The organism is Shewanella indica (assembly GCF_002836975.1).
GTDB lineage: Bacteria > Pseudomonadota > Gammaproteobacteria > Enterobacterales > Shewanellaceae > Shewanella > Shewanella indica.
In genome coordinates, this window is record NZ_NIJK01000046.1 from 1 (window position 1) to 25,960 (window position 25,960).

The 25,960-nt window shown below is 53.4% G+C and carries 14 protein-coding genes and 1 CRISPR repeat array; of the genes, 5 read left to right on the forward strand and 9 right to left on the reverse strand.

Going from position 1 to position 25,960, the window contains the following annotated elements:
• The coding region (csy3, locus tag CX650_RS15505; RefSeq protein WP_208622115.1) for a type I-F CRISPR-associated protein Csy3 at nucleotides 1-857 on the forward strand (857 nt) is incomplete at its 5' end.
• A gap of 11 nt (nucleotides 858-868) precedes the next feature.
• The gene (gene cas6f, locus CX650_RS15510; protein WP_101096345.1) at nucleotides 869-1,507 is read left to right on the forward strand and encodes a type I-F CRISPR-associated endoribonuclease Cas6/Csy4; all 639 of its coding nucleotides are present in this window, start codon (nucleotides 869-871) and stop codon (nucleotides 1,505-1,507) included.
• 150 nt (nucleotides 1,508-1,657) lie between these two features.
• Nucleotides 1,658-6,545: direct repeats of the CRISPR family, unit length 28 nt; unit sequence GTTCACTGCCGCCCAGGCAGCTTAGAAA.
• Nucleotides 6,546-6,663: 118 nt separating this feature from the next.
• Here cas6f and pbpC read toward each other — a convergent pair.
• Both pbpC and CX650_RS15520 read right to left on the reverse strand, forming a co-directional pair.
• Nucleotides 6,664-8,949, reverse strand: a complete 2,286-nt coding sequence (gene pbpC / locus CX650_RS15515) for a penicillin-binding protein 1C (RefSeq protein WP_101096346.1) — start codon at nucleotides 8,947-8,949, stop codon at nucleotides 6,664-6,666.
• The gene (locus CX650_RS15520; protein ID WP_101096347.1) at nucleotides 8,946-14,588 is read right to left on the reverse strand and encodes an alpha-2-macroglobulin family protein; all 5,643 of its coding nucleotides are present in this window, start codon (nucleotides 14,586-14,588) and stop codon (nucleotides 8,946-8,948) included. The genes pbpC and CX650_RS15520 overlap by 4 nt, the downstream gene beginning before the upstream one ends.
• A gap of 672 nt (nucleotides 14,589-15,260) precedes the next feature.
• Between CX650_RS15520 and argA the strand changes: the two genes are divergently transcribed.
• Nucleotides 15,261-16,580: an amino-acid N-acetyltransferase gene (argA, locus tag CX650_RS15530; protein WP_039034102.1), complete on the forward strand. Its 1,320-nt coding sequence runs from the start codon at nucleotides 15,261-15,263 to the stop codon at nucleotides 16,578-16,580.
• 106 nt (nucleotides 16,581-16,686) lie between these two features.
• On the opposite strand, the gene rho is transcribed toward argA, so the two are convergent.
• Nucleotides 16,687-17,952: a transcription termination factor Rho gene (rho, locus tag CX650_RS15535; RefSeq protein ID WP_025011562.1), complete on the reverse strand. Its 1,266-nt coding sequence runs from the start codon at nucleotides 17,950-17,952 to the stop codon at nucleotides 16,687-16,689.
• Between the two features lie 213 nt (nucleotides 17,953-18,165).
• Nucleotides 18,166-18,492, reverse strand: a complete 327-nt coding sequence (trxA, locus tag CX650_RS15540; RefSeq protein WP_025011563.1) for a thioredoxin TrxA — start codon at nucleotides 18,490-18,492, stop codon at nucleotides 18,166-18,168.
• Between the two features lie 153 nt (nucleotides 18,493-18,645).
• On the opposite strand from trxA, the gene rhlB reads away from it, so the two are divergent.
• Both rhlB and CX650_RS15550 read left to right on the forward strand, forming a co-directional pair.
• Complete coding sequence (gene rhlB / locus CX650_RS15545) at nucleotides 18,646-19,959, forward strand: ATP-dependent RNA helicase RhlB (protein ID WP_025011564.1); 1,314 nt, start codon at nucleotides 18,646-18,648, stop codon at nucleotides 19,957-19,959.
• A complete protein-coding gene (locus tag CX650_RS15550) occupies nucleotides 19,960-20,880 on the forward strand; it encodes a Ppx/GppA phosphatase family protein (protein ID WP_101096349.1) in 921 nt (306 codons plus the stop codon). It begins immediately after the preceding gene.
• 105 nt (nucleotides 20,881-20,985) lie between these two features.
• Here the strand turns inward: CX650_RS15550 and CX650_RS15555 are convergent, their stop codons facing one another.
• The 5 genes from CX650_RS15555 to CX650_RS15575 all read right to left on the reverse strand — a co-directional run bounded on the left by CX650_RS15555 (nucleotide 20,986) and on the right by CX650_RS15575 (nucleotide 25,942).
• Nucleotides 20,986-21,522, reverse strand: a complete 537-nt coding sequence (locus CX650_RS15555; protein WP_071475694.1) for a DUF6568 family protein — start codon at nucleotides 21,520-21,522, stop codon at nucleotides 20,986-20,988.
• A 203-nt stretch (nucleotides 21,523-21,725) separates the two neighbouring features.
• Nucleotides 21,726-22,736, reverse strand: coding sequence for a porphobilinogen synthase (gene hemB / locus CX650_RS15560; RefSeq protein ID WP_101054656.1), 1,011 nt, complete (start codon nucleotides 22,734-22,736; stop codon nucleotides 21,726-21,728).
• Complete coding sequence (locus tag CX650_RS15565) at nucleotides 22,733-24,634, reverse strand: sensor domain-containing diguanylate cyclase (protein ID WP_101096350.1); 1,902 nt, start codon at nucleotides 24,632-24,634, stop codon at nucleotides 22,733-22,735. Before CX650_RS15565 ends, hemB begins: the two co-directional genes overlap by 4 nt.
• Nucleotides 24,627-25,430, reverse strand: a complete 804-nt coding sequence (locus tag CX650_RS15570; protein ID WP_101096351.1) for a TatD family hydrolase — start codon at nucleotides 25,428-25,430, stop codon at nucleotides 24,627-24,629. Before CX650_RS15570 ends, CX650_RS15565 begins: the two co-directional genes overlap by 8 nt.
• Nucleotides 25,427-25,942 (reverse strand): hypothetical protein, encoded by a 516-nt coding sequence (locus tag CX650_RS15575; protein WP_039034056.1) that lies wholly within the window; start codon nucleotides 25,940-25,942, stop codon nucleotides 25,427-25,429. The genes CX650_RS15570 and CX650_RS15575 overlap by 4 nt, the downstream gene beginning before the upstream one ends.
• Nucleotides 25,943-25,960 lie beyond the last annotated feature (18 nt).

Consider the following 25,960-nt stretch of genomic DNA (forward strand, 5'->3'; position numbering starts at 1 on the left):
TGCTGGCTCATCCGGTTACTCATTCAGGGTTCAGGTTACAACACGATGATCTCATATCTCGGACTTATTCGCACCTTCCCTCATTAAATCATGGCCATGATACCTTGCGTTTAAGCTTTAGTTTGCGCGTGGTAGCGGGTATGGCTGAGCCGACAGCGTGTAACAATGTCGAATTTGAATCCCGCTTTAGTAAAGTTGTCGGCGGATATGTGCAAAGTGAGATTGCTGAGCTAGCAGCACGATATGCGTATAACATCGCCAATGGGCGGTTTTTATGGCGTAATCGAGTAGGAGCACAGCAGATTAGCATCCGAGTAACAGGTGGAAATTTACAAGAGACTTTAACCTTTGATGCCTACCAATACTCATTGTCGAAAACAACCGCTGAGGATGCTCAAGTCGCCTTACTTACCAAGGTGATTTTATCAGGTTTGAAAGGTGATGAATCAACCGTATTACAAATTGATGCCTTTGCTCAATTAGGCGACGCGCAACGTGTATGGCCATCACAGGAAATGGTATTAAACAGCCCTAAAGGTGAAAAAAGTCGCCACTTGTTTGCCGTAAATGGTGTACAGGGTTTAGATAATATCGCGGCTATGCACTGCGAAAAAATTGGTAATGCATTACGTACGATTGATGATTGGTATCCCAAATTTTCAGAAACTAACAAACCCATTGCAATTGAAGCCTATGGGTCAGTGACTCAACGTGGTGTTGCCTATCGTTCATCAAAAAATGATTTTAAAACATTGTTGTTGAAGTGGTTAAGCAATGAAACATTAGCAGATCACGAAAAACACTTTGTCGGTGCTATGTTGATCCGTGGTGGAGTATTTGGTGAAGGTGAAAGCTAGAGGAGTCGCCCATGAACTACTACCAAGAAATTACCTTACTACCGGATGTCGATATCTCGCTTGGTTTCCTCTGGCAAAACGTGTTTCAACAAGTGCATATTGCACTTGTTGAACACAAAGTGGATGCAAATCAGTCTAGTGTTGCGGTTGGCTTTCCTGATTATCTCCGAGCTAAGTTTCCCCTGGGCGGTAAATTGCGCCTCTTTGCCAAAGAACAAGCGTCATTGGAAAAGCTAGCCATTCACCAATGGCTGAATCGGTTCGAAGACTATGCGCATATTAAAGGGATCAAACCCGTACCGAGTGATGTTTCCTACGTGAGCTTTGTACGCAAACAGGTGAAATCGCCTGAGCGGATTGAGCGGGCTATGCAGCAAAAGGCGGCATTATGGGCTGCAAAGTCGGGCAAGCCGCTGGCCGAGTGCTTAACCGATCTTGAAAAAAGCAAACCGACTGGGCAGTGTGATTTGCCATTTATCTTCTTGCACAGCCAGCAAACGAAACAACGTTCGCCGGACAAAAACAGCAAGTTCCCGCTGTTTATCGAAAGATATCCGCAAAGTACACCTGTGGATGGGCAGTTCGATTGCTACGGGCTGAGTCGTAAAGTCAATGGTATTGCATCGCTTGGAACAGTACCGCACTTTTAAGCATCAAAGGGTGAGTTTTACCCTTTATTTTTGCTCTTTAAAAATAAGCTTTATATACAATCAGTTACAACAGGTAGTATTCAACAGGGTAAAAATAGGTTTTTTATCCTAACCACCTGTTGTGACTTTCTTTTATTGCTTTATTCTATTGTTCACTGCCGCCCAGGCAGCTTAGAAATGTAAGCGCGTCAACAAGGTTGCGGCGTTCAGGTTCACTGCCGCCCAGGCAGCTTAGAAAGCTTTCTGGCAGAACTACAGGCTCAGAAGTGTGTTCACTGCCGCCCAGGCAGCTTAGAAAATTTCAAGAGGGCAGTCGCCTCGGTAGCTTGAGTTCACTGCCGCCCAGGCAGCTTAGAAATTGTCGCTGGCTGAGTGCCAGGTACTTAATTTGTTCACTGCCGCCCAGGCAGCTTAGAAAATCATTAAGAATGCTTTTGCCGTTCTCAAGAGGTTCACTGCCGCCCAGGCAGCTTAGAAATGGCTGTAGCTCAGGAGCGTCTGTCAGGGTTAGTTCACTGCCGCCCAGGCAGCTTAGAAAAATCACCAGCCATCCGATAAACTTCTCCTTGGGTTCACTGCCGCCCAGGCAGCTTAGAAATTATAGGCGGCGCTATACTTGCGAAGGTGAAGGTTCACTGCCGCCCAGGCAGCTTAGAAAATTGTTTGAACGTTCTTAGCTAGCAAGATGTTGTTCACTGCCGCCCAGGCAGCTTAGAAATCGGCGCGCTTTTGTGTGTGCTCCATTGTTTGGTTCACTGCCGCCCAGGCAGCTTAGAAAGGATGCAGCAGTTTGCGACTTAACACGCTTGCGTTCACTGCCGCCCAGGCAGCTTAGAAATGTTTGACGCATCAAAAACAGGCAATCTTGAAGTTCACTGCCGCCCAGGCAGCTTAGAAATACTGAAGGATATTGTCTCGATTATACCGCTCGTTCACTGCCGCCCAGGCAGCTTAGAAAAGCACCCTAATCTTGCGAAGGCTGGCCTCAACGTTCACTGCCGCCCAGGCAGCTTAGAAAATAATTTCAGGCCTGAATCCACTCACTTTTTAGTTCACTGCCGCCCAGGCAGCTTAGAAAATCCTTACGCACTTCGTTTGGCTCTGCATCATGTTCACTGCCGCCCAGGCAGCTTAGAAAAAACTCTGGCAGTAGAAACTTACTCGCTGTAAGTTCACTGCCGCCCAGGCAGCTTAGAAATTGATGCGCTTAAACCCCTTGCCAGTTCTGACGTTCACTGCCGCCCAGGCAGCTTAGAAAATTACAACGCCGTGAGGCGTAGGAGTTTATACGTTCACTGCCGCCCAGGCAGCTTAGAAATCTTGTCTTGATGGTTCGCTCGATTGTTTCTTGTTCACTGCCGCCCAGGCAGCTTAGAAAGACCTGACGAATTCAGGCTGAACTCCGTTAGCGTTCACTGCCGCCCAGGCAGCTTAGAAAATTACAACGCCGTGAGGCGTAGGAGTTTATACGTTCACTGCCGCCCAGGCAGCTTAGAAATCTTGTCTTGATGGTTCGCTCGATTGTTTCTTGTTCACTGCCGCCCAGGCAGCTTAGAAAGACCTGACGAATTCAGGCTGAACTCCGTTAGCGTTCACTGCCGCCCAGGCAGCTTAGAAAATTACAACGCCGTGAGGCGTAGGAGTTTATACGTTCACTGCCGCCCAGGCAGCTTAGAAAATCGGCGCGCATAGCCTCAATCTCACGCCACTGTTCACTGCCGCCCAGGCAGCTTAGAAATGCGAGATGCCACAGAGAGAGCTGTCAATGGTGTTCACTGCCGCCCAGGCAGCTTAGAAATGTCTGAACCAGCTAGCTCTGTTTCGTCCCAGGTTCACTGCCGCCCAGGCAGCTTAGAAATATTAAATCACCATCTTAAAATGCCCCAGTCTGTTCACTGCCGCCCAGGCAGCTTAGAAAATGCCAGAGGTCTGGAAAACTTCTTTACCATCGTTCACTGCCGCCCAGGCAGCTTAGAAATCTCGCGTATTTAACGATATGCGCGGACTAAGGTTCACTGCCGCCCAGGCAGCTTAGAAAATCAACCTATTACCTTATCTATTGCACTGTAGGTTCACTGCCGCCCAGGCAGCTTAGAAATGAAAGCCAGCGATTTGATTTAACGATTGATGGTTCACTGCCGCCCAGGCAGCTTAGAAATCAGACTGCGCTTTACCCGCGCATTCGCGACCGTTCACTGCCGCCCAGGCAGCTTAGAAAACAAATGACTTGCAAAATTCATACACATCTGAGTTCACTGCCGCCCAGGCAGCTTAGAAAATTAGCAACGGTAACTGAAACCGGATCAACTGGTTCACTGCCGCCCAGGCAGCTTAGAAATTGGTTGCCACTCATACTGGTAGAGCCGTTTTGTTCACTGCCGCCCAGGCAGCTTAGAAAAAAAGTAAACGAAATTGTTATTGAGGACGGAGGTTCACTGCCGCCCAGGCAGCTTAGAAAATTACAACGCCGTGAGGCGTAGGAGTTTTATAGTTCACTGCCGCCCAGGCAGCTTAGAAACTCTTCTAGCGCAACAGGGAACCCGGTAAACCGTTCACTGCCGCCCAGGCAGCTTAGAAAACATGGTTGCGTAGCCTTTGGCAGTCATCATAGTTCACTGCCGCCCAGGCAGCTTAGAAACACAGGGAAGCCGCCCACAACAGCGTCAACATGTTCACTGCCGCCCAGGCAGCTTAGAAAGACGAAGAAAAGAAAGCCAAGGACAAGAAAGAGTTCACTGCCGCCCAGGCAGCTTAGAAAAGAATATGCAGGAGTATTTGACATGCCGTTGTGTTCACTGCCGCCCAGGCAGCTTAGAAAGCTATTATCTGCGGGAGAGCCGACAAAGAAGGGTTCACTGCCGCCCAGGCAGCTTAGAAATCCTCGTCACGTTCAAACGTGATGATCTTCATGTTCACTGCCGCCCAGGCAGCTTAGAAAGATTGGCATCACAGTTCCCGGTAATACGCCTTGTTCACTGCCGCCCAGGCAGCTTAGAAAACTTCCGCCACATAAACCTTCCCATCATACTCGTTCACTGCCGCCCAGGCAGCTTAGAAATCATAGCTGCATAGTATGACCTGGCTGGCAGTGTTCACTGCCGCCCAGGCAGCTTAGAAATTTCGTGGTGCCAGACGCAGTACTCTATTGCTGTTCACTGCCGCCCAGGCAGCTTAGAAACTATCTTTCCAGAGTCAAGACGGAATCACCTCGTTCACTGCCGCCCAGGCAGCTTAGAAAACGTATTGCAACAGGAAATCGGCTTTCTGCTGGTTCACTGCCGCCCAGGCAGCTTAGAAAAAATTCGTCCTTGTTTTGCGGGTCAAGGATTTGTTCACTGCCGCCCAGGCAGCTTAGAAATGTATATCCCTGTGAAGCTCGACAATAGACCTGTTCACTGCCGCCCAGGCAGCTTAGAAATATCTCGGGAAGTTTAATACCACCATGATTACGTTCACTGCCGCCCAGGCAGCTTAGAAAATTAGTTTAACACCTTCCCGATTGCACTATAGGTTCACTGCCGCCCAGGCAGCTTAGAAATGACTGGCTCACCGTATCGAGGGATACAGTCAGTTCACTGCCGCCCAGGCAGCTTAGAAAGTTGTATTCAAACTCTCGCACTCCAACTATAAGTTCACTGCCGCCCAGGCAGCTTAGAAAGATATTTCACACCAAGGACGACCTGAGTCAGTGTTCACTGCCGCCCAGGCAGCTTAGAAATTGCCATTTCTGGCTCAATGGATGGTGTTTATGTTCACTGCCGCCCAGGCAGCTTAGAAAACCACGCCACGCATTAAACAACTGAGCCGCTTGTTCACTGCCGCCCAGGCAGCTTAGAAAATTAGTTTAACACCTTCCCGATTGCACTATAGGTTCACTGCCGCCCAGGCAGCTTAGAAATGACTGGCTCACCGTATCGAGGGATACAGTCAGTTCACTGCCGCCCAGGCAGCTTAGAAAGATATTTCACACCAAGGACGACCTGAGTCAGTGTTCACTGCCGCCCAGGCAGCTTAGAAATTGCCATTTCTGGCTCAATGGATGGTGTTTATGTTCACTGCCGCCCAGGCAGCTTAGAAAACCACGCCACGCATTAAACAACTGAGCCGCTTGTTCACTGCCGCCCAGGCAGCTTAGAAAATTAGTTTAACACCTTCCCGATTGCACTATAGGTTCACTGCCGCCCAGGCAGCTTAGAAATGACTGGCTCACCGTATCGAGGGATACAGTCAGTTCACTGCCGCCCAGGCAGCTTAGAAAGATATTTCACACCAAGGACGACCTGAGTCAGTGTTCACTGCCGCCCAGGCAGCTTAGAAATTGCCATTTCTGGCTCAATGGATGGTGTTTATGTTCACTGCCGCCCAGGCAGCTTAGAAAACCACGCCACGCATTAAACAACTGAGCCGCTTGTTCACTGCCGCCCAGGCAGCTTAGAAAATTAGTTTAACACCTTCCCGATTGCACTATAGGTTCACTGCCGCCCAGGCAGCTTAGAAATGACTGGCTCACCGTATCGAGGGATACAGTCAGTTCACTGCCGCCCAGGCAGCTTAGAAAGTTGTATTCAAACTCTCGCACTCCAACTATAAGTTCACTGCCGCCCAGGCAGCTTAGAAAGATATTTCACACCAAGGACGACCTGAGTCAGTGTTCACTGCCGCCCAGGCAGCTTAGAAATTGCCATTTCTGGCTCAATGGATGGTGTTTATGTTCACTGCCGCCCAGGCAGCTTAGAAAGCCTGTTGGGTCGAAAATGGTCATGTACAGAAGTTCACTGCCGCCCAGGCAGCTTAGAAATGTTATCAACATGGCCTGTGCCGTGTTGGCCCGTTCACTGCCGCCCAGGCAGCTTAGAAAATCTTGAACTCACCAGCATCAGACAGCGGAGCGTTCACTGCCGCCCAGGCAGCTTAGAAATGCTGGACGGCGAAGTCTCGGCGCTCACCATCGTTCACTGCCGCCCAGGCAGCTTAGAAAATACGGATATCGTGGGCTCAATCCGCAAGATCGTTCACTGCCGCCCAGGCAGCTTAGAAAGTTCTTCTGGTGATGACCTTTCCCCCGAATTTATCACTCGGCCCCAGCAATATCCGAATTTCCTGCATTTGTGGGGCTGAAGAGGTCGAAACTGAGGAGATCTAAATAGCGGCCCGGCTCAAGGCAGCATGTCCACTCGAAGTAGTCTGCTGGCGCTGCGGCCTTTGTCGTCGCTGACCGACAGTTGGAAGCGTCCGGCTCTGGGTGGGCGCCATTCCAGGGTTTGGCCCGGCAGGCTCTGGCCGAGCAGGCTGTTACCGGCAAACCAGTAGAGTATTTGGCTGTCGGAGGCGGCGTCGGCCTTGAGGGCTATGTGTTCATTGGCCACGCTTTGGCGCAGGCTGTAGGTGACGCCCTTCAAGGGGGAGCGGATAAGCGGGGCCGAGTAGCTAACCGCGACTCTTTGGCTGCAGGCGACCGGAAGCTCCGGCGGCCTCCTGCGGGGTAAACCTGCCTGCTCGAACAGGGCCGCCAAGTCTGACGGCCAGAAGGCAAACACCTCCTGGTGGTGAATTGCCGAGTCGTAGGGCGGGCAGACGGCGGCGCCGGTTTTGTTATCCAGCCACACGGGGCGATGCAAGTTGGAGACCTTGATGGGGGAAACTCCCGGGATATACCAGCCATCGACCAATTTGGGGCACCAAGGGTTGGGCAGCTCGCCGGAGGCGGCGCAGAAGGCCACCTTTTTCACCGTATCCGGCGGCGTGTTGGCCATGTCGGCCGTGCCGGGCAGCGCGCCCTGCAAGGCATCGCTGAGGGCGAAGAACAATGGCCCGGCGGTACGGACGCCGACAAAGGCCGGGTTGGGAGTGGCGTCGAAGTTGCCCACCCAAACCACCAACACATAGGGGCCTGTGATGCCTGCGCTCCAGGCATCGCGATACCCCCAGGAGGTGCCTGTTTTCCAGGCCACTGTCCAGTTGCTGCCGGGCAGGCCGTCGGCGCGGGGGTTGTCCTTGAGTATGTCCCGCACCATAAAGGCGGCGGCCGGGCTCAGCAAGCTCTTTCCTTGCGGGCTGATGGGCTGGCTTTGTTGATCCCGCAGCGGGTAGTCATGGCCCTGGCTCGCCAGCATCAGGTACAGCCGCGCCAGATCCGCCATGGTCAGCTCGCCGCCGCCCAGCGCCAGGGATAAACCATAATGACTTTCACCCCTGAGCCCCTGAATGCCGGCTTGGCGCAAGAAGCCGTAGAGATTGGGTTGGTTCACTTGTCCTGCCAGCCACACGGCCGGCAGATTGCGGCTCTTGACCAGGGCGTCATGGGCGCTGATGGGGCCGGTAAATCTGTGGTCAAAGTTCTCCGGTTGGAAACTGCCAAAGGCGGTGGGCGCATCCTTGAGTATGCTCAGCGGGTGTATGAGCCCCTGATCTATGCCCAGGCCAAACAGAAATGGCTTCAGGGTTGAACCCGGCGAGCGGCGGGCGCTGACGCCGTCCACCTGCCCTTGGATATCGGTATCGAAGAAGTCTGCCGAGCCTATCCAGGCTTTGATGCTCTGATCGCGGCTGTCCACCAGGATTGCGGCGGCATTCTTGACCCCCAGATGGCGCTGGCTTTCGATATACAGCCCAAGGCGCCGTTCCAGCAAGGCCTGCAGACTGACGTCCAGGGTGCTGTGAATTTGGGTGTCACTATTATCCCGCAGCAGGCGGCGGCTGAAGTGCGGCGCCAGAAATGGCAGCTCAGTGCGGTCATGGCCGATGGCGGTGAGGGTCAACAGGCCGTTGTTGCGGGGATCGTCGCGATAGCTTTGTTGCCAGAGCAACGCCAGACGGTCGCGGGCATCCTGAAAGTCGGCACCGAAGCGGGCGCGCCGTGCCGGGCTTTGCGGCATGACCGCCAGGCTGAGGGCTTCACTGAGTGACAGCTCACCGGCGTCTTTATGAAAGTAGATGCGGCTGGCAGCGCCAACACCTTCAATATTGCCGCCCATGGGCGCCAGATTGAGATAGGCCTCGAGAATATCATGCTTGGAGTAACGCAGTTCCAGCCAGAGCGCCGCCAGCATCTGCTGCAGTTTCCCGGCAACCTGGCGGCTGTTGATGTTGTAAACCCGCCGGGCCAGCTGCATGGTCAGGGTCGAAGCCCCCTGGCGATCATCCTTAAGATAGGTGGCGACTATCGCCCTGGCGGTGGCCGCCGGGTTGATGCCGGGGTGGAAGTAAAAATAGCGGTCTTCCTTGAGCAAGATGGTTTGCACCATGTTGTCTGAAACCCCTTCCAGGGGTTGCCAGAGCCGATACTGGCCATCACTGGCCAGCGTTAGCCGCAGCAGGCTGCCATCGGCGGCCAACACCATGCGGGAGCTGGGCGCCAGCTTGGAAAAAGGTTGTGCCGGCCAGAGTCTCAGCCCCAGCAGCAAGGCTGCCAGGGCCAGCAGGCACAAATAGCGGCGTTTCATGGCGCTTCGATCACCAACTCACCACTTGGGCCCTGAGCCTGAACCAGGGGATCATACAGCCCCTCGGCGTAGGCGGGCGGCACCTGGAACTGGCCGACATTGGTGGCCCGTACCTTGTAAACAAAGGTTTTGGCATCTCGCCAGGCGGTACCGTAGAGCACCAGACGGTCTTCGCGAACATTGAACCACTGTGGCGACCAGTCACTGTGCTGAGCCATACCCACTGGCGGCTGCCAGCCGTCGAAGCTGTCATCCTTGTCACGATAAACCGGCTCCACGCCGCCGGGCAGCAGATCTATTAGAACCACCTGCTGCAACTGGTCCATATCTGTGGCGCGCAGCCGCAGCCTGACCAGGAATTCATCCCCAACCTTGACCTTGGCAAGAGGTTGTTGCTCCAGGGTCAGATAGTCGCGGCTCACCTCCAGCCCCTGGCTGAAAGGCTTAGCCGGGCTCTGGTCAAATCCCTGCTGGCTGAGAAGATAGAAGGCATCATTAGTGCCGGTTTTCTGGTACTTCACCTCTTCACTGCCGATGGGCAGCTTAGCCTTGGGTAGACTCAGTGCCTGCCAGGCCTTATCGACCAGGGCTTGCATGGACAGCCCCTGATCGCCGCGGGAGTTATCCAGAGCGGTCAGCGCCCGCACCAGAGTACCGGCAGACAGTGAGCTGTAACGCTGCTCGCTGAGCCACTGGCCCATGCGCGGCAGCAACTGTTCCGGCAGGTCATCCAGGCGCTGTGGCGCCTGACGGGCGATGAGTGTCAGCAGCTGGGCATCGTGCACCATGGGATCCAGGTAGAGGCCGAGGCGCTGGGGCTTATCCTCAAGCAGCTGCCACTTCTGCGCCTGCCACAGCGGCTCGGCCAACTGTTGCTGCTGCATCAGGGTAAAGCTGGCGGCCAGCCAGGCACTGGCGATGTCTGCTTGCCAATCCTTAGGATAGTAGCGCTGCAAACGCTCGCGGATGTCGGCCAGGGCGCCGCTCACCTGCACCCCCTGGCGGGCCAGCAGATACGCGCCATAGGCACGTTCGCGCAGTTCATCCAGGCCGCTGCTGGGGCCAGAGCTCACGCTCGACAGATAGCTGTTGGCCTTGTCCAGTAGATCCTGTGGCACGGGGTAACCCTGGGCCTTGGCGTCCAGCAGCATGTCTACCACATACAAGGCCACCATAGGCTCGACTATCGGGTTGGCGGCCCAGAGACCGAAGCCGCCGCTGCTGTTCTGGCGGCTTCGCAACTGGCCAATGAGTTGGTTAAAGTCATTGAGATTATCCTGGGGCTTGCCCAGCAGCAGTGCCGGTACGGCTTTGGATACCAACTGCTCGGTACAGGCGTGAGGATAGTTGTCCAGATAGTGGCTCAGCCCCTGAGCCCAAACCAGCGGACTGTTGCCAAGGGCCGCTTCCACCTTGCTGAACGGCGTAAACAGCTGACGGTCAAGTTTGAGCTTGGCTTCGGCACGGTCGAGCACAGCCGTGGCCAGGGTTAAACGGTGGGGTGTTAACGGCCGTACCGAGATGCTCTCACTGATCTTGAGCTCACCTTCGCTGGTGGCGAGTTTCCAGTGGAGCTCTCCTTGCCCCAGATTTTCGCCTGCCTTGACGGCAAAGTGCGCCGTGGCCTCACGGCCCGGTTCGATATGAAACTGCTGCGGTTGCAAGTCGCTGCGAAGGGCACCGCTCAGGCTGAGGGTCAGGGTAACATCCTGCGCCTCGGCTTCTGTGTTATAGAGTCCCACAGTAACATCGGCGGTGTCGCCGGGTGCCAGGAAAGCCGGCACATTGGGGCTCATCACCACAGGCGCCTTGACCGCGACACTGGCCTCGCTGGTGCCTATGCCGCCTTCGGTGGCACTGACGGCAAAGAAGCGGATACTGCCGTTGAAGCTGTCGGGCACTGTATATTGCAGCCGCTGCTCTCCGGCGGCCAACTCACGAATACCCGACCAGTAGACCACAGGCTTGGCGCGCTTGCGCTTGAAGGGGTTGAGGTTGGCTGCCAGCAGCGCGGCGGCGTCACCTCCGGGTGCGGCCTGGCGCATCAGCACCTTGAGATCCGGCAGCAGCAGGTCGAGAATTTGGCTCGAATCTACGCTGAGAGCCTTCTTGTCGAAGAAGTGCGCCAGTGGATCCGGTGCTTCATAGCGGGCCACCTGCAAAATACCGGCATCAACCCCGAATACCACGACTCTGGCTTTGCTTGGCAGCTTGAGGTCGATATCCAGTTGCGTCCCGGGTTTAACCTTTTCCGGCAGGCTCAGGGCGATGGCCTGACGCCGCTCACCGAGATCCACCTTAAAGGGTTTCACGGCATAGGACAGCGGGCTCATGAAGACTTCTTCCGAGTCCGGTGCCCGCAGGAACTGCACATTGATATAAGCATTGCCCTCAATGCCTTGCGGCAGGGTAATGCTTTGCAACGAACGGGTGCTGTCGGCCTTGAACCATTTGAAGGCGTAAACCTTGTCTCTCTCTATGGTGATGAGTCCGGCACCGCTGTAAGGGGCCTGGATCGCTACCTGAATGCTTTCACCCGGCAGATATTCCGCCTTGTTTAGCGTCAGTTCCAGCTCGGCGTTGCGCTCCAGCGTGCGACTGGCGTTGCCGCTGCCGGCAACGCTGTAATCTATTTGGTTCAACTGGCGGCCGTTTGCATCCAGCAGTCTCAGGCGGTAGTCACCCGGCTCCCTGGTGTCGAGTTCCAATTGGCCACCGCTTGCGGCCAGACTCAGGGCAGTGCTGCCCAGCAGTTTGTCTTTGCGGCGCGATTCATAGCGGTAGGTGCCGTCATTCTGTTTCACCAACACAGACACCCAGCGCCGGGCGATACGCTCGACTTTGAGCTCAGTAGCCACACCTTGAAGGTCCTGGCCAACGGCTTGCAGGTTGAGCACACGCTTGCCGTCTTTGCTGATGAAGTCCAGATCGCCATCGCTCTTGTAGCCCAGTAACCAGTCGGCATCGGATACCAGTAGCTGGTCTTGGGCGCTGACACCGTGGCCTGAACCGGCTTCAAATACCCGAGCCAGCAAGTGCAGCTTGTAGGTGCTGCCGGCAAAGCGGTCCAGCGCCAAGTCCAGGCTGGCCTTGCCTTCGCCGTCTGTGGTGGTTTCGCTCAAGTCTTCGCGGAACGATTCCTTGAGCTTGCCCAATACCCCAAAACGATAGCCGGGCCAGGCTTTGAAGCTGATATCGGTTGGTGACAGCACCATCTCGCCGCTGACTCGGCGATCGCTCGCCTGGCCACCGAAGAGTTGCTCAGCCAAGACCTCGGCCTTGAGTTGCTGCGGCTTGCGCCAGCCTTCAAACTGCTTGTCGGTGCCCAGAGAGACTCGCACCTTAATGCGATCCGGCTCGAAGTCGCGCACCTTGAAGGTGACATCCCCAAGACGCGTGAGGCGGTATCTGTCTTTGATAAGGGACAGAGTGGCGAGATAGTCACCGGCAACCGCGGTTTCGCCGGCGCTGAAGTCCAGGCTGTCAAAGCCGCTGCCATCGAGTTTGAAGGTGCGATCCAGCACGGTTACCCCGCGGGGGTCGGTGATCTGCATCTTCACCGGCAGGCCACCCAGGGCGGTACTCCAGTCCTGACCCCGCACCAAACTGGCGATATGGGCCGTCTCACCGGGGCGATACAGCCCGCGGTCGGTGAAGAGGTAGGCTCTCAGGGCGCCGGGATCGTCGCTCTCATAGCTGCCGCCGGTATCGAAACGGGACAGATTGAGCTGGCGACGCCAATCAGCCAGCGGCAGGAAGGAGAGATCGCCATCTTTTTCGACCCGATAGTAGAGCGGGGTCTTTTCCCGGCGCAGATCGCCAAGCTTGGCAAAGCTTGCGTGACCGCGTTCATCGGTCAAAGCTTCGGCTACCGCTAAACCGTTGCGGCCGATGACGGCCACCCGGGCTCCGGCCACCGGAGTCCCCTTGCCGAGGGATTGCACGAACAGATCCTGGCTGCCATCACGGCTGCGCTTGGCGAGTATGCCCAGATCTGTCACGACCACAAAGCGCAGATCGTGGGCCTCGGTTTGGTAATAGTCGAAGGTTTGGCTGTCTCTTTCATCGGCCGGAGTCAGCTTGACTACAAAGATACCGCGCTTGTCCTTGAAGAAGGGCTTGAGGTCGACGCTGCCGTAGAGTGTCTTGCTGGGATTGCGCCCGGCAAGCTGTTGCTTGAACACCTGACGGGTAACCAAACGGTCGAAATCTGTGTTGTTGAGGTAGGGCTCGGCAAAGCTGCCCGAGCTTTGATCTATCAGGGCATTGAGCTGATCGGGCAGTAGCTGGGCGACCTCAATCTGCACCTTTTGCACCCCTCTGGCCAGGTAGCCGAGGCGTTGATCGTCGTCCAGAGTCAGCAAGGATCCTTCGCCGAGGAAGTTGAGCGCCTTGGGATATTGCGGCATTCGCAGCACAGTCAGCACGGCATCGCGGGACAGATAACCCCCTTGGCCTTCGACTTCCTTATCCACCATTACCGCCACGTAGCGATCGACCGGAGCTTTCAGCTTGAAGCTGTGCAACTGGTTGAGGCCTTCGGCGCCGGGGATCTGGGTCAAGGTCAGTTTGTCGGCCTTGGCCAGCACCTGCTCGGTGACATTTTCCTGATACCAGTGACGACTTCCCTTGGGATTTTTCAGCGGCAGCAACCAGGCATGTACCTTGCCTTGAAGCGCTTCGTCGTTGACCGGACGTGAGCTTTCCATTGTCAGTACCGGCTCGGGTTCATCCTTGTCGTTGTAGGCGAAGTTGACCTGAGGGTGTTTAAAGCTCAGCTGATAACGGCCGGGAACCTCTACTTGCCATTGGCTCTTGCCCGCCTTGTTGCCGCCCTTGGCCGCCTGGATCCCTTTGCTGACTTCCAGGATTACAGTGCTCTGCTCAAGTGGCGTGGCGAGCGCAGGAGAATGTATGTAAGCGAACAGATGCTTGTCGTCGAAGGTGACTTCGGTATCGCCATTGCCACTGTAGGTCAAGCCGGGGCTCAGCAATATCGCCAGTTGGGGTTTGACCGAAGCCGTATTCACCGGGTGGCTGAAGGCCAGGGTGGCGACCAGCTTTTGAATACTCGGCTGGGCCGGATCCTGGTACAGGCGCCCCTCAGAGATGGTGGCGGTGAAGGCGGCTGTGCTGAATTCGCTCTGGTATTTATCCAGTAAGATATGGTCTGCCAGCAGCTGCTTCTTATCTAGGCTGACTGCGAACTTTTCCGCAATCGGCCAGTCGTTATCCGGAGTAAACTGCAGATGTTTGTCACTGGCCCAGCGCCACTGCCCGGCGAGTTGGGGGCTGAGACTGACGCCCTTGGAGACGGGGTTGCCTATGACCTCCAAAGGTGCGACCGAACCACTGAAGGTCAGGGTCAAGGGAGCGACCTGAGGTTTGGCTTGGTGGTAATCGGTCAGCCTCGGCGCCTTGAGCGTATAGTGCAGGGTATAGGGCTTGGGTAAATGCTGGTACCAATACCAGCCGCCCCAGCAAAGCACAGTCAATACAGATAGCAGCAGTAAGCTTGCCAATGCTTTAAAGGGATGCTTTATGCACCAATGCATCCAGGGCGGAGCCTGCCAGTGACCAAAAACGGCAGCGAGAACTCGCCAAACTACCGAGAAGAAATTTCCTATAAGCTGTCCCATCAGTCCATGTCCTTGCTGTGTCTCGTAGCGCTATCGCCAAGTTGGGTGACGTTTTAAAGATGTCAGTCGCCGATGTCAATCAGACCGGGCCGATGCTGTGATGCCCTATTCGATATCGCCTCTGTAACTGTGGCTATATGGTACAGCAATCAGGCTGATTTTTGATCCGCGCTTGAATTCAAAATTGAGAATGGGGCGGCAGTTGCATCGATATTTGCAGATACTCTCCTTCCCAGCTACGAGCCCGCCGGCAGCACGTCGGTACTCGAGGTTTGACTTTGTACTTTATATTCGCCGTATCCGTGTCTCTTACCTGGAGTTCTTCTTGTTTGGGGCAGGTTGAGTTGCAGGTCCTGTCTATCTGCCCATCGATAATAGCAAACCTTATGGCGCTGGTTCCGGGGCGCTACAGGTTCATACATTCTCAACAGATCCCTGCTATACCTTTCTTTGCAGTAACTGGAACCCTGGCTGCGAATATTGACTCGATAGTGGTCTTTGGGAAAAGCATTTGGAGATTGCTTCTCCTGCTTGTGAATGGTTAGGGCTTAAAATAACTGCATGTGAAAATAAATGCTTTTTAAGTGAATTTAAATGCATTAACATATTGTTCGTGCCACAGGTGTGGCATTCATTTCTGCCGGTTTTAACGAGTGTGAGGTAAATCCCAAGGTGCGTACCACAGAATTGGTTGATGGTTTTCGTCATTCTGCTCCCTATGTCAATGCTCACAGGGGTAAGACATTTGTTGTGATGTTAGGAGGGGAGGCGCTGGCTCAGCCTAAGTTTCGTTCCATCATCAATGATGTTGCTTTGCTGCATAGCCTGGGGATCAAGGTGGTATTGGTTTATGGCGCCCGGCCGCAGATAGATGAATCCTTGGCTCATCATCAGATTGAGCCCGCCTATCATCAAGGTGTACGGATCACCGACGAAGCCACTCTCAAGCTGATTAAACAGGTGGCCGGTTCTTTGCAGTTTGATATTACAGCCAGGTTGTCCATGAGCTTGTCGAACACACCTATGCAGGGAGCTCAGATCAATGTGGTTAGCGGTAATTTTGTCATCGCCCAGCCTTTGGGGGTCGACAATGGCATTGACTATTGCCTCTCCGGCAAGGTGCGTCGTATTGATGTTCAAGGGCTTAAGCGGCAATTGGAAAATAACTGCATCATCCTGATGGGGCCGATAGCAGCTTCGGTCACCGGCGAGAGCTTTAACCTCACCGCTGAAGAGGTTGCGACTCAAGTAGCAATCAAGCTCAAAGCCGACAAGATGATAGGTTTCAGCTCCCAGAACGGTATTTTGGACCGTAATGGTGATGTGATTGCCGAGCTGATGCCCAACGATGCCCAGAAAATTCTCGATAAACTGGCCGGTCAGGGTGAAGGTTGCGTCGGCACCATGGCGTTTCTCAAGGCCAGTATTGATGCCTGTCGCAGTGGCGTACCCCGTTGCCATTTGGTCAGCTATTTGGAAGATGGCGCCCTGTTGCAGGAATTGTTTTCTCGTGAAGGTATAGGTACCCAGATAGTCACTGAGAGTGCCGAGCGCTTACGGCGTGCATCCATTGCCGACATTGGCGGCATACTCAACCTGATCCGCCCGTTGGAAGAGCAGGGTATCCTGGTGCGTCGCTCCCGCGAACAACTGGAGATAGAGGTAGAGCAGTTTATGCTTATTGAGCGTGATGGCTTGGTGATAGGCTGCGCGGCGCTTTATCCCTTTGAAGAGGATAATGCCGGCGAATTTGCCTGTTTGGTGGTACACCCTGACTATCGCGATGCCGATCGCGGTAGCTTGCTGCTGCAAAACATCATAGGCCAGGCCAAGGTACGTGGTTACTCCAGGTTATTCGCGTTGACGACCCGTAGTATTCACTGGTTCCTTGAGCATGGTTTTGAATTGGTGGAGGTGGATGCTTTGCCTAACAAGAAGAAGCAGCTTTACAACTACCAGCGCCGCTCGAAAATCTTGGCACTAGACCTGTAAATTCAACCTGTTTGATATAACACCATTCAGTTAAGCAAACTTTGACTGAATGGTGTTAATGGATTTCAGAGCAGCAACGGTCCGATGAGGACCGTTGCCTTTTGCATCAAGACTTGGTGCGCTTCATCGCAGTGAAGAACTCTTCATTGGTCTTGGTCATTGCCAGTTTGTCGATCAAGAATTCCATCGCGCTGACTTCATCCATAGGATTGAGGATCTTACGCAGGATCCACATCTTCTGCAGCTCATCCGGCGTGGTCAGTTTCTCTTCACGGCGGGTACCACTGCGGTTGAAGTCAATGGCAGGGAACACTCGCTTCTCAGCGGCCTTGCGTGACAGATGCAGTTCCTGGTTACCTGTACCCTTGAACTCTTCGTAAATTACTTCGTCCATCTTGGAGCCGGTATCGATAAGCGCAGTGGCGATAATAGTCAGGCTGCCACCGTTTTCGATATTACGGGCAGCACCGAAGAAACGCTTGGGTCTGTGCAGTGCGTTGGCATCTACACCACCTGTCAGTACCTTACCGGATGAAGGCACAACCGTGTTGTAAGCACGAGCCAGACGGGTGATAGAGTCCAGCAGGATCACAACATCTTTCTTGTGTTCAACCAGGCGCTTGGCCTTTTCGATAACCATCTCTGCAACTTGTACGTGACGGCTTGCAGGCTCATCGAAGGTGGAAGCGATCACTTCACCTTGAACCAGACGCTGCATTTCGGTCACTTCTTCAGGACGTTCGTCGATCAGCAGCACCATCAACACCACTTCAGGGTTGTTATAGGTGATGGACTGGGCAATGTTCTGCAGCAGCAGAGTCTTACCGGCTTTGGGTGGCGCAACAATCAGACCACGCTGGCCTTTACCCACGGGTGAGCAGAGGTCCAGAATTCGGGCGGTGATATCTTCGGTGGAACCGTTACCACGTTCCATACGCAGACGTTCTTCTGCATGCAGCGGGGTAAGGTTTTCAAACAGGATCTTGTTGCGGGAGTTTTCAGGCTTGTCGAAGTTAACTTCGTTGACTTTCAACAGAGCAAAATAGCGTTCGCCTTCTTTTGGGGGACGTATTTTGCCGAAAATGGTGTCACCCGTTCGCATGTTGAAACGACGGATCTGGCTTGGCGAAACATAAATATCATCGGGCCCGGCCAGATACGAACCATCGGCACTGCGCAGGAAACCAAATCCATCCTGAAGTATCTCCAGAACGCCGCCACCGAAGATGTCTTCACCACTCTTGGCATGGGCTTTCAATATAGAGAAGATGATATCCTGCTTGCGGGCACGAGCCATATTCTCCAGCTTCATTTCTTCGGCCAGTGCGACTAAGTCTGCAATAGACTTGTTTTTTAATTCAGTTAAATTCATTTTTGGTGGGTCTTGTTTCACGCGACAAAGCTTACGCGCTCAATCTCTCAAATTGGACTTGATGGATGTTGATTGAACAGCGAGAAGTGGGTTAGTAGAAAGAATCTGGTTATTAAAGTAGCACTATCAGGACAGGGCGTCCAGAAGTTTAACTGAACCCGGCACATTTTTATTTCTAGGGCGTGCCGGGTGTCACTTATTTGATTTGAGTGATCAAATCTGGGCGTCGATGAACTCTTTCAACTGAGTCTTGGACAGGGCGCCAACTTGATTGGCAACCAGTTCACCGTTTTTGAACAGCAACAGGGTAGGAATACTGCGAACACCGTATTTAACAGGTGAAGCGTTGTTCTGATCTATGTTTAATTTGGCGATGGTCAGTTTGCCGGCATATTCTTCGGCAACATCGTCCAGGATGGGAGCGATCATTTTACATGGGCCACACCACTCGGCCCAGAAGTCTACCAATACAGGTAGTTCTGATTTCAGGACGTCATTTTCAAAGCTGTCGTCGCTCAGGTACACAATTTTATCGCTCATGATGTTCTCCAGTTGGGTTGCCATTACTGGTCTGTTAATGGCTTAACCTGTATATTGGGTTGGATTAACGGCAATTCAAGTCACCGTTTTTTTCTTGTCGCTATTTCAAACGATCGAGTATCTTATTGCAACCCTAACTGGTATGCTTGCGCTATGAGCGAAACACATTTATCTCAACAAAAATTTGCCGAACTGCCACTACATCCTGAAGTAATTCAGGCGCTTGCAGAAAACGGTTTCGAATATTGTACGCCTATTCAGGCACTTTCCCTGCCGGTACTTTTGCAGGGCAAGGATATCGCCGGGCAGGCGCAGACAGGTACGGGCAAAACCCTGGCCTTTCTGGTAGCAACTTTTAACCATTTACTTTCCACCGATATTCCCGCCGAACGCCAACTTAATCAGCCCAGAGCCATCATCATGGCACCAACCCGGGAACTGGCGATTCAGATAGCCAAAGATGCCACCTTGCTGTCCAAACACACTAAACTCAAGGTGGGGATTGTCTATGGCGGCGAAGGCTATGATGCCCAGCGCAAGGTGCTGGACAAGGGCGTGGATATCCTGATTGGTACCACAGGACGCATTATAGATTATGTGCGTCAAGGGGTTATCAACCTCAGCGCTATTCAGGCGGTAGTGTTGGATGAAGCGGATCGCATGTTTGATCTGGGCTTTATCAAAGACATTCGCTTCCTGTTCCGCCGTATGCCGGATGCCAAAGACAGGCTCAACATGCTGTTCTCGGCTACCCTGTCGATGAAGGTGCAGGAGCTGGCTTATGACCATATGAATGATCCGGTCAAAGTCGAAATTGCACCGGAAGAGAAGACCTCAAAAAACATCAAGGAAGAGCTGTTCTATCCTTCGATGAAGGACAAGATCCCACTGCTGCTTACCCTGATAGAGGAAGATTGGCCGGATAAGGCGATAGTCTTTGCCAACACTAAACATCAGTGCGAAAACCTCTGGGGCTGGCTCGAAGGAGATGGTCACAGAGTCGGTCTACTGACAGGTGATGTGCCGCAGAAGAAACGTCTTAAGATCCTGGAGTTGTTCACCAAGGGTGATCTGGATATTTTAGTGGCCACAGACGTCGCAGCCCGTGGCCTGCATATCTCAGATGTGTCCCATGTCTATAACTTCGACCTGCCTGATGACTGCGAAGACTATGTTCATCGTATCGGTCGTACTGGCCGCGCCGGTGCCAAAGGGGTTTCAGTTAGCTTTGCCTGTGAAGAATACGCCCTTAACCTGCCGGCTATCGAAGACTATATCAAGCACTCGATTCCGGTAACCTCTTACGATGCCGAAGCCTTGCTCGATGATATTCCTGCACCGGTTCGTATCCATCGTAAGCATGCCGGACCGCGTAATACCCGCGATCGCGGTCAGGGACGTCCTCAGGGAGCTCATCGTAGCGGTGGTCGTCCACCTCGTCACGACAGGACCCGCAGACATTCCTGAATGCCGAAACCCGCCTATGCTGCCATAACCCTTGGCTCCAATAGCTTCAATATGCTGGTTGCCCGTACCGTCGGCGGCCAGCCCAAGGTTCTCGCCAAGTATAAGCGTAAGGTGAGGTTGGCCGAGGGAATCGAGGCCGATGGCAGTCTTAATCAGGCGGCATTCGAACGAGGCCTCGATTGCCTGGCGATGTTCGCCAATATGCTTGTTGAGCATCAAGTCGATGATGCCAATGTGGCTGTTATTGCTACCGCAACTCTTCGCTGTATCAGCAATGCAGATGAATTCAATCGTCGTGCCCTGCAAATATTGGGGCACCCGATAGAGATCATCTGCGGTATGCGCGAAGCCGAACTTATCTATCAAGGCATGGTGGCGACCACTCATGGTGAAGGGCGACGCCTGGTGATAGATATAGGTGGCGCCAGTACCGAGTTTATTGTGGGTGACGGTGAAAAGGTGCTGTTTAAAACCAGTCTGCCCATAGGTTGTGTCACCTATAATCAATGCTTTTTCACCTCTGCCCCCCTGCAACCGCTGGACTTTGACGATGTGCGAGCCAAGGTGGAGCAGGCCTTGGCTGAACACAAATCGACTTTGAAAGCGCTGGGCTGGCATTCGGTGGTCGGTGCTTCCGGAGCAGTGCAGTCAGTGGTTGAAGTGTTGCAGCACAGGCAGGAGTCGGAAACCCTGACCCTGACGGTGCTGGAGTCGTTGAAACAGGAGTTGCTGGCGCAGGAGAGCCTAACTTTGGATGGCATAAGTGGCCTTTGCCCCGAGCGGGCGCCGACCTTTGCATCCGGAGTTGCCATCTTGCTGGCGCTGTTTGAACTTTTGGGTATTGAACGCCTGCATTTATCCGGCGGCGCTTTGCGTGAAGGGGTGCTGCAGATGTTGGCCAAACGGCAGTTTGCAGAATAAGCACAATTAAAAAAGGACCTTAACCAGGTCCTTTTTACTATCTCATTTTTTTTGTTGCTACAGTCCGAGTGCACCTTAGGTTACGCGGCATAGTGGCTTGAAAGATTACTCGAGGATCTTGGCCAGATCCTGCTCCAGAGAGACTTCCGGGCGTTCAACGATACGGCCAATCTCTTTGCCATCCTGAAGTACAATAAAGGTTGGGATCCGCTGGAAGTCATATTGAGCAGCCAAGCCTTCCGGATCCTGTTTCTGGCGATCAACCCCGATATAACGCACCTGGATATTAGGGTTGGCTACTTGCTCCATGATGCGGATAAAGCGCGGTGTTTCTCTGTGGCAGTCCGGGCACCATGTACCTATGATGACGACAATTTCTGTGGCTTTCTTGACCGCTTTTACTGGAGCCAATACCTCTGCTTCTACCTGATAACTTTGATAGCCACTGCTGAATTCGGGTAATTCTGTCACCAGTTTCTGTGCTTCGACTGCGCCCGTTAAGATCACTTCCTGTTTCTCCTCGCTGCAGGTGGCGATAAAGCCTTCCTGTTTGTCTTCGAAACCACAACCGCCATTGGCCATAACCTGGCAACTGAAGAATAACGCGGTGGTGGCGAGTAACGCTTTTACATTCTGGTGCATCATACTACCTCGGGTGGGGTGACTCCATACCTTGATTCAACCATTGGTGAGGGATATAGCAAAGAGACAAACACTATGTATGTTAGCAAGATCACTAAATAATTTTGATCTGAACAAAGAGGTTTTTCAACGAGGGAGTGGATTCTTGCCGGGAATGAGACAAATACAAAAAAGCCGCCTTGAAGGCGGCTTTGGAGTTCAATTTACTTGGCGTCTTTCAGCCATTGCGCGGCCTGCTTGGCAAAGTAAGTGAGAATGCCATCGGCGCCGGCACGTTTGAAGCACAGCAAAGATTCCATCACTATGGCTTTTTCTGCCAGCCAGCCGTTTTGAATTGCTGCCATATGCATGGCGTATTCACCGCTGACCTGATAGGCAAAAGTCGGTACACCCAGTTCGGTTTTGACTCTGCGCACTATATCCAGATAAGGCATGCCTGGCTTCACCATCACCATATCGGCGCCTTCCTGAATATCCAGGGCGACTTCATGCAATGCTTCGTCCGAGTTGGCCGGATCCATTTGATAGCTGTGCTTGTTACCGCCTTTGAGGTTGCCGGCAGAGCCGACCGCATCGCGGAAGGGGCCATAGTAGTTGGAGGAATACTTGGCGCTATAAGCCATAATCTGAGTGTTGACGTGGCCTGCGGCTTCGAGTGCCTGACGTATGGCACCTATGCGGCCATCCATCATATCTGAAGGGGCTACCATATCTGCACCGGCTGCGGCGTGGGACAGTGCCTGTTTCACCAGAATTTCTGTGGTGATGTCATTAATGATGTAACCGGTCTCATCTATGATGCCGTCTTGTCCATGAGTGGTGTAGGGATCCAGTGCGACATCTGTCATCACGCCCAATTGAGGGAACTCGGCCTTTAGCTCTCGAACGGCTCTTTGCACCAAACCGTCAGGATTGTAGGCTTCTTCGGCCATCAGAGACTTTTTCTCCGCCGGTGTTACCGGGAAGAGGGCAATCAAAGGGATCCCCAGCTCTACCAGCTCTTCGGCTTCTTTGAGCAGCAGGTCTATGCTGTAACGCTCAACGCCCGGCATGGAGGCTACCGACTCGGTACGCTTGTTACCTTCGAGCACAAACATGGGGTAGATGAGATCATTGACCGTCAACTGGTTCTCAGCCATCAGGCGGCGGCTGAACTCATGCTTGCGCATACGGCGCATACGACGCTGTGGGTAGGCACTGGTAATTATGTTCACTTTGGGCTCCTGGCTGGATCTGAAAGGGTATCTTGCTCGGGATCAAAGGCGTAGACCCGATCCCTGCCTGAATTCTTGGCGCAATACAGTGCCTTGTCGGCTTGCTCCAGCAACTGGGTGATGTGCATATCCGACTCTATAATGGCGACACTGACGCCGATACTGGCGGTCAGAGGGATTGTCTGTTTATCCCAGTTGACATCCAAGGCCGAGATGGCGTGACGTATCTGTTCTGCCACACTCAGGGCCCCGATAGTATCAGTATTAGGCAATATAATAGCAAACTCCTCACCACCAAAACGTGATACCAGATCACTTGGGCGCCTGAGGATATTCTTGAGGGTATTGGCAATACTCTTAAGGGTTTGATCGCCGGCCAAATGGCCATAGGTGTCGTTAATGGTCTTGAATCTGTCTATGTCCAGCATCAGCAGTGCCAGCGGCGTCTGTTGTCGGCGGCTAATGCGCCCTTCGGCCTGCAGACGCTTGTCGAAGGTGGAGCGGTTTTTGACCCCGGTAAGGCTATCTATAGTGGCCTTTTCGGTGAGCTTCTGGTTGGTCTCATTCAGCTCTCTGAGCGCTATTTCGAGCTCCAGAGTGCGTTCTTGCACCATACGTTCCAGTTTCTCGTTACTTTCGGCTTCCATTCTAAGGGTTTCTTCTCTGGCTTCGCGGATCCGTTCCGCCTGTCTCAGAGCTTCTTGTTGAATTCTTTGCTTGGCTTTGCGTTCATCGTTGTAGCGTATCGCCAACACTGCCGCCATAAATACGACTTCGAAGGTGAGCCCCAATAGCACCGGCGTTTGAGGCATCAGGGGTAGCTTTAAAATACCCAGATACATGAAACAGGAGACGAAGATCCCCAGCGTCATCCCGCTCCAGGATACTGTGTAGAGTTTGGCGAGTTTATTGCCGCGTATCGCCTGCAATATGCTGAAAAACAGTAGCATCAGGCTCACAGACATGACTGAGACTATCTCAATATAGATGGCGAGTGCATAATCAAGCAGTATAGTGGCGAACATCAGCAGTATGGTGCTGGCCGCCGTATAGCGACAGGCCCTCAACATACGGATACTGTGGTATTTGAGCTGTAATACCTTCTCGGTAAAGAGTATCCCAAAGGCAATCACCAGAGGGACCAACGAAGGGATGACATATTGTTGCAGCTGCGGCACATTGGGCCAAAGATAGCGAAAGGCCGTACCATTGATGCAGGCAACCAATAGCGTCATGGTCAATACATAACCGGCATAATAGCTGTAACTGAAGGAGCGGGTTGTTAGGGCGATAAACAATGCAAACAAGCCTATAGCGGCCAGGGCGCCTAACTGTATGCCATTGAGCATATTGCGGGTTTCCTGGCTTTGTAGCAGCGCGTATGGCTCCCAAAGGTGAATAGGCAGATAGCTGCTGCCGGCGGTGGTCAATTTGAGCCAGAATTGGTGCTGTTCCTGCTGCTTGATGTTAAAGGCATAGAGGAAGCTGGTACTCAATATGCTTCTGTGGCCAAAGGCCTGGGTATCTCCCAATGTTAGCTGACGCTGGAGACGACCATCGACGTAGTGGTAGATCTCCAGCTTGTCCGTACTGGGGTTATTAAAGGCCAGTATTCTGTTGAAATGGCCCGGCTCTTTGGCATAAAGGCTGAAGTTGAACCAGAGGCCATCAGCGCCCATCTCGATAAAGTTGTAGTCATTGGCTGGATGCCAGGCGGTATCCGGTAAATTCTGTACCTGGTTGAGGCGACTATCAGCGCCTTGCTCTGTGACTCGGGTGCTGGGGCGCAGATCCAAATCCAGCCCTTCGGTTGCGGAAACCGCGACTCTGGGTTCGGCAGCAAGAGTGAGAGACAGTAAACTCAAGAAGAGCAATAGAATGGAGTAGGCATTAGCCATGAATGCTCTCCAGCTTAAAGAAACGCAAGCTGTTGCTAAAGCACTGGCGCGCAAGACTCTCCAGCGACTGACCTCGGATGTCGGCGACAGCTTGGGCTATGTAAGGCAGATACTTGGGCTCATTGCGGCCCGATTTCGGCTTGGGTCGCATGCTGCGTGGCAGTAGATAGGGACTGTCGGTTTCCAGTAATAATCTGTTGTCCGGGATTAATGGCAGAGCGCTGACCAGATCTTGTCCACGGCGTTCGTCACAAACCCAACCCGTTACGCCCAGGTACAGATCCCTGGCAATATAGTCTTCGGCCTGTTTGGGGCCGTCGGTAAAACAGTGCAGTAGCGCTGCCGGAAGGGCTTCCAGATAGTCATCCAGAATAGCCAGAAAATCATCATGGGCGTCGCGTTGATGCATCAGTACCGGGTATTGCAGTTCTACCGCCAGAGCCAACTGGGACTCAAAGGCCTGGCGTTGCTGCTGGCGCGGCGAAAAGTCTCTGTTGTAGTCCAGGCCGCATTCCCCTATGGCAACCACGCCCGGTTGCCTGGCCAGTTGTTTCAGTTCGGCGGCGCTCTTCGTCTGCCACTCGCTGGCATGATGAGGGTGGACACCTACTGTGGTGTAGACTTTTCGGGGATATTGCCGGCAAACCTGGATGCAGCTTCGGCTTTCATCCAGATGGCTGCCAATAATGATAAGCGGCGAGACGCCTTCGCCTGCCGCTTCATTGATAACTCGATTGAGATCTTGTTCCAGGTGGCTGCCAATTAGATTGACAGCGATATCCAGGTATTGATTCACTGCAGACGCTTGACCCTGATAGTGCTGTTGCGCCCTTCAGTTCCCAACAGGAATGAGCCTAAGGCGGCTTTTTCGATATAAACCTTCTGCCCGGATTTCAGGCGGAAATTGCGGCTGTCGGTTTGTTTCCAAACCTGACCGTTACTGAAGCTGATTTTGAGGGCACCATAGGGGTCTTTATCGACCTCGCTGATGGTCAGGAAAATCTTCGCAACTTCATTTTTCTTGCTGGTCTGGATAGTGGATTCCAGGTTATCGGCACCGAAGTCGGCCGCAGGATCGGCCTGAACACTCTTGGCCACAGGCGCAGCGGCAACCACAGTGGTTGCTTCGGCAGCACTAACTTGGCTGGCTTTTACATGAGAGACTTTGGCAGCCAGCTCATCGTAGCAGATGAGCCGGTCGAGTTTATCAGTTAGGGAGGCACATTGAGCCAATTCCTGCTCGATACCGGCCTGAGCCTGAAAACAAAGCAGTGCAGCAGTAGAGGCAGCAATCCAGGTTAAACGCATGAATATCATCCTTCTTTT

Bases quoted from the DNA above. Each gene is read 5' to 3' on its own strand.
- trxA (WP_025011563.1), bottom strand. From the start codon at position 18,492: ATGAGCGATAAAATTGTGTACCTGAGCGACGACAGCTTTGAAAATGAC.
- rhlB (WP_025011564.1), top strand. From the start codon at position 18,646: ATGAGCGAAACACATTTATCTCAACAAAAATTTGCCGAACTGCCACTA.
- CX650_RS15550 (WP_101096349.1), top strand. From the start codon at position 19,960: ATGCCGAAACCCGCCTATGCTGCCATAACCCTTGGCTCCAATAGCTTC.
- pbpC (WP_101096346.1), bottom strand. From the start codon at position 8,949: ATGAAACGCCGCTATTTGTGCCTGCTGGCCCTGGCAGCCTTGCTGCTG.
- CX650_RS15575 (WP_039034056.1), bottom strand. From the start codon at position 25,942: ATGCGTTTAACCTGGATTGCTGCCTCTACTGCTGCACTGCTTTGTTTT.
- CX650_RS15520 (WP_101096347.1), bottom strand. From the start codon at position 14,588: ATGGGACAGCTTATAGGAAATTTCTTCTCGGTAGTTTGGCGAGTTCTC.
- cas6f (WP_101096345.1), top strand. From the start codon at position 869: ATGAACTACTACCAAGAAATTACCTTACTACCGGATGTCGATATCTCG.
- CX650_RS15565 (WP_101096350.1), bottom strand. From the start codon at position 24,634: ATGGCTAATGCCTACTCCATTCTATTGCTCTTCTTGAGTTTACTGTCT.
- CX650_RS15555 (WP_071475694.1), bottom strand. From the start codon at position 21,522: ATGCACCAGAATGTAAAAGCGTTACTCGCCACCACCGCGTTATTCTTC.
- rho (WP_025011562.1), bottom strand. From the start codon at position 17,952: ATGAATTTAACTGAATTAAAAAACAAGTCTATTGCAGACTTAGTCGCA.